We start from the raw sequence: 2,321 nt of genomic DNA on the forward strand, positions 1-2,321 counted from the left end.
GTTACCCTTCGCGAGAAGGTTGGCGACGCAGAGCCTGTCGACCACGACCTGATAATCACCGTGGAGAGCACCATCCCTGAAAACGACGCCACCCTGTCCACCGTCCGTGTGGAGAACGCCAGCGGCGACTACGAGTTCGGGGATCTTGACGCCATCAAGGCTCATGCCATCTCCGGCGAGATTAACGGCAGCGATATCGTTATCACCCTGCCCTTCGGCATGAAGCCCAGTAATGTGGGCCTGGGCGCAAATATGGACGATTCTACTGAGATATTCGCCCCCACTTCCATCCGTGCGAAGAGCTCTTATACCTATGAGCCTTCCACCCAGACCGGTAAGGTTACCGTTACTGCAAAGACTGGCACGAGGGATTTCTACAACGTTTCCTTTGTAAATGAGAAGGTGTTCGATAGCTTCTCAGTGAACGATGTGTATGGCAACCAAATTGGTGTTGCTGACACAAGTGTTTTGGATGAGGTTTTAGCTGACGATGAACTAGCCATCATGGATGTGAAGGTAGCCAAAGGTGCCGCTAGCTGGGTGCCCGCTTACACAACCACTGACGGTGTAAAGCGTATTATGGGTACTTCTTCCTCCTGGAATGTAGATGGAACTCGGAATCCTCAGCTTGCATTCCGTGCAGTGAATGACGATGACCCTGTTGGCGAAGCTGCTCATCCTTATGATCGAGTTGATGGTGACGCAGGCGACTATAACCGCGAGTCGATGCTCATGGTAGTTGGTAGCGGACGCGCACACTGGGCGATGAACAATGGCGAAGGCTACACCGACCTGCTCATCCGTACCAAGGCTAACCCCTCTGGTGCTTTCGTCAGGGTTCATGTTGAAGCCGTTTCTCAGTATGACGACGCTATCATGACTGAAATTCAGGTTGATGACTCCGAGAGCAAGTGGGGTCTGACTGCTGACGATACCACCGTCAATATCGTTGTCGATAAGACTCACGATTTTGATAAGGGCAATACTCAGGTTCAGCCTGGTGAGCATACTTGCAGCATAAATGTTACCACCAACCTGCCTGCAAAGGTGTCTGTTCCCGCTCAGAAGGATGTCAATGTTGAGACCACCGGAGGAAATCGCCATAAGCTGAGCAATATCAATACTAAGAGCGGTTCCTTTACTCTGCGTGTGACTGCAGAGGACGGCAAGCACTACCGCGACTACACTATTAACCTGTCTGCGTCTAAGGTGAATACCACCGCCCTTAATAAGTTGGAGTTACGCGACGGAAATGGAAATATCGTTGCTACTGCTGTTCCTGAGTCTGCCGCAAGCCATACCCTTACTCTGCAGATTGATTATAAATACCATAACTCTGCTGATAGCATATATCTCTCAGAAGCTCTTAAGGGCCTTAAGCTGTATGCATATCCTGATGCAGGCGCAGTGGTAAAAGCTGGCCCAGGCCCTCTTACAATTACAAAGCCTGATGGTAGTGTCTGGATGAACAACGGTCATATTGGACCTGTGATTGAAAATGATGTTACTACCGTAGGTTCAGTGTGGAAACCCCACTTTACTTCCAATGAGAACATGTTTGACCCAGATCCAATAACTGGCGCAAGTCCGCCTCCTGAGCATAAAGACACAAGTTTCGCTGCCTTTGATGATACACTGTATTTGACTGTCGCTAATGCTGATGGAACGGATACTGTGTACTCAGTGGACTTTGACGTGAAAGCGCCTAGCGAGGATACAGAGATTAAGAGTGTGACAGCAAACAGAGCTTTTGATAACGACTACATTTATTCTGTTGCCACAACTTTGAATCAGAATAAAGCAGCATATATAGGTGCTGCTGACACTGATGGAAATGCGTTGCCCGTAACGATTGAGAGCGGTGCTATTCGTGTCGATGTGCCGTATGATTGGAAAGATACAGATGTAGTATACTTTACCGATATTAAGACTAATGGCAAGGCGATTTATAACATTAAGCGCTCAGAGCAGTGGGGAAATGAATGGGTATATAACAACGGTTCATATGTCATCAGTAATGTTGAGCAGGATAATCAGGCATTTATTATGACTGGCGATGACATTGGTGCATACTCCTACTACAATCGCGGTTTTTCAAAATTAACCACTAGTCTTAGTAACGTTAAGAGCGAAAACATTTTATATGTGATTAGCGAGAAAGACTATTACGATACTTCTTACGCAGGTGGTTATATTTGGAACATTGGTCAGAGTGAACTCCAGAAAATTGTTAAAGAAAAAGGTGCTGCCTACAAAATCTACATCCGGCGCACCACCAAGGACACCGGGAAAGTGCTGAACAGCATAGGCTCAGACGACAG

At 47.5% G+C, this 2,321-nt stretch carries 1 protein-coding gene; it reads left to right on the forward strand.

Annotation, left to right across the window (positions count from 1 at the left end; all coding sequences use genetic code 11):
* Nucleotides 1-252 precede the first annotated feature (252 nt).
* Nucleotides 253-2,321: hypothetical protein (locus D5270_RS16340; protein WP_207709422.1), on the forward strand; the 2,069-nt coding region annotated here is incomplete at its 3' end.

This window comes from Acutalibacter sp. 1XD8-36 (assembly GCF_009917525.1).
In the GTDB taxonomy this organism is placed as follows: Bacteria; Bacillota; Clostridia; order Oscillospirales; family Acutalibacteraceae; genus Acutalibacter.